Origin of the sequence: Bacillus sp. XF8 (assembly GCF_017498755.1) — a bacterium.
GTDB lineage: Bacteria > Bacillota > Bacilli > Bacillales > Bacillaceae_G > Bacillus_A > Bacillus_A bingmayongensis.
Map to the genome: position 1 here is coordinate 1 of NZ_JAGDQK010000101.1, position 2,983 is coordinate 2,983.

Here is a 2,983-nt window from a genome sequence, read left to right on the forward strand (position 1 = left end):
ATGTTCTTTGAAAACTAGATAACAGTGTAGCTCATATTTTTTAATTTTAGTTTGGTTAAGTTAGAAAGGGCGCACGGTGGATGCCTTGACACTAGGAGTCGATGAAGGACGGGACTAACGCCGATATGCTTCGGGGAGCTGTAAGTAAGCTTTGATCCGAAGATTTCCGAATGGGGAAACCCACCATACGTAATGGTATGGTATCCTTACCTGAATACATAGGGTAAGGAAGACAGACCCAGGGAACTGAAACATCTAAGTACCTGGAGGAAGAGAAAGCAAATGCGATTTCCTGAGTAGCGGCGAGCGAAACGGAATCTAGCCCAAACCAAGAGGCTTGCCTCTTGGGGTTGTAGGACATTCTATACGGAGTTACAAAGGAACGAGGTAGACGAAGCAGTCTGGAAAGGCTCGTCACAGAAGGTAACAACCCTGTAGTCGAAACTTCGTTCTCTCTTGAATGTATCCTGAGTACGGCGGAACACGTGAAATTCCGTCGGAATCCGGGAGGACCATCTCCCAAGGCTAAATACTCCCTAGTGATCGATAGTGAACCAGTACCGTGAGGGAAAGGTGAAAAGCACCCCGGAAGGGGAGTGAAAGAGATCCTGAAACCGTGTGCCTACAAATAGTCAGAGCCCGTTAACGGGTGATGGCGTGCCTTTTGTAGAATGAACCGGCGAGTTACGATCCCGTGCGAGGTTAAGCTGAAGAGGCGGAGCCGTAGCGAAAGCGAGTCTGAATAGGGCGTTTAGTACGTGGTCGTAGACCCGAAACCAGGTGATCTACCCATGTCCAGGGTGAAGTTCAGGTAACACTGAATGGAGGCCCGAACCCACGCACGTTGAAAAGTGCGGGGATGAGGTGTGGGTAGCGGAGAAATTCCAATCGAACCTGGAGATAGCTGGTTCTCCCCGAAATAGCTTTAGGGCTAGCCTCAAGTGTTAGAGTCTTGGAGGTAGAGCACTGATTGAACTAGGGGTCCTCATCGGATTACCGAATTCAGTCAAACTCCGAATGCCAATGACTTATCCTTGGGAGTCAGACTGCGAGTGATAAGATCCGTAGTCAAAAGGGAAACAGCCCAGACCGCCAGCTAAGGTCCCAAAGTGTGTATTAAGTGGAAAAGGATGTGGAGTTGCTTAGACAACTAGGATGTTGGCTTAGAAGCAGCCACCATTTAAAGAGTGCGTAATAGCTCACTAGTCGAGTGACTCTGCGCCGAAAATGTACCGGGGCTAAATACACCACCGAAGCTGCGGATTGATACCTATGGTATCAGTGGTAGGGGAGCGTTCTAAGGACAGTGAAGTCAGACCGGAAGGACTGGTGGAGTGCTTAGAAGTGAGAATGCCGGTATGAGTAGCGAAAGACGGGTGAGAATCCCGTCCACCGAATGCCTAAGGTTTCCTGAGGAAGGCTCGTCCGCTCAGGGTTAGTCAGGACCTAAGCCGAGGCCGACAGGCGTAGGCGATGGACAACAGGTTGATATTCCTGTACCACCTCTTTATCGTTTGAGCAATGGAGGGACGCAGAAGGATAGAAGAAGCGTGCGATTGGTTGTGCACGTCCAAGCAGTTAGGCTGATAAGTAGGCAAATCCGCTTATCGTGAAGGCTGAGCTGTGATGGGGAAGCTCCTTATGGAGCGAAGTCTTTGATTCCCCGCTGCCAAGAAAAGCTTCTAGCGAGATAAAAGGTGCCTGTACCGCAAACCGACACAGGTAGGCGAGGAGAGAATCCTAAGGTGAGCGAGAGAACTCTGGTTAAGGAACTCGGCAAAATGACCCCGTAACTTCGGGAGAAGGGGTGCTTTCTTAACGGAAAGCCGCAGTGAATAGGCCCAAGCGACTGTTTAGCAAAAACACAGGTCTCTGCGAAGCCGTAAGGCGAAGTATAGGGGCTGACACCTGCCCGGTGCTGGAAGGTTAAGGAGAGGGGTTAGCGCAAGCGAAGCTCTGAACTGAAGCCCCAGTAAACGGCGGCCGTAACTATAACGGTCCTAAGGTAGCGAAATTCCTTGTCGGGTAAGTTCCGACCCGCACGAAAGGTGTAACGATTTGGGCACTGTCTCAACCAGAGACTCGGTGAAATTATAGTACCTGTGAAGATGCAGGTTACCCGCGACAGGACGGAAAGACCCCGTGGAGCTTTACTGTAGCCTGATATTGAATTTTGGTACAGTTTGTACAGGATAGGCGGGAGCCTTTGAAGCCGGAGCGCTAGCTTCGGTGGAGGCGCTGGTGGGATACCGCCCTGACTGTATTGAAATTCTAACCTACGGGTCTTATCGACCCGGGAGACAGTGTCAGGTGGGCAGTTTGACTGGGGCGGTCGCCTCCTAAAGTGTAACGGAGGCGCCCAAAGGTTCCCTCAGAATGGTTGGAAATCATTCGTAGAGTGCAAAGGCATAAGGGAGCTTGACTGCGAGACCTACAAGTCGAGCAGGGACGAAAGTCGGGCTTAGTGATCCGGTGGTTCCGCATGGAAGGGCCATCGCTCAACGGATAAAAGCTACCCCGGGGATAACAGGCTTATCTCCCCCAAGAGTCCACATCGACGGGGAGGTTTGGCACCTCGATGTCGGCTCATCGCATCCTGGGGCTGTAGTCGGTCCCAAGGGTTGGGCTGTTCGCCCATTAAAGCGGTACGCGAGCTGGGTTCAGAACGTCGTGAGACAGTTCGGTCCCTATCCGTCGTGGGCGTAGGAAATTTGAGAGGAGCTGTCCTTAGTACGAGAGGACCGGGATGGACGCACCGCTGGTGTACCAGTTGTTCTGCCAAGGGCATAGCTGGGTAGCTATGTGCGGAAGGGATAAGTGCTGAAAGCATCTAAGCATGAAGCCCCCCTCAAGATGAGATTTCCCATAGCGTAAGCTAGTAAGATCCCTGAAAGATGATCAGGTTGATAGGTTCGAGGTGGAAGCATGGTGACATGTGGAGCTGACGAATACTAATAGATCGAGGACTTAACCATATAATATG

At 51.3% G+C, this 2,983-nt stretch carries 1 rRNA gene; it reads left to right on the forward strand.

What is annotated here, in order from left to right:
• Positions 1-53 precede the first annotated feature (53 nt).
• Positions 54-2,975 (forward strand): 23S ribosomal RNA (locus tag J4P91_RS28495).
• Positions 2,976-2,983: the final 8 nt, after the last annotated feature.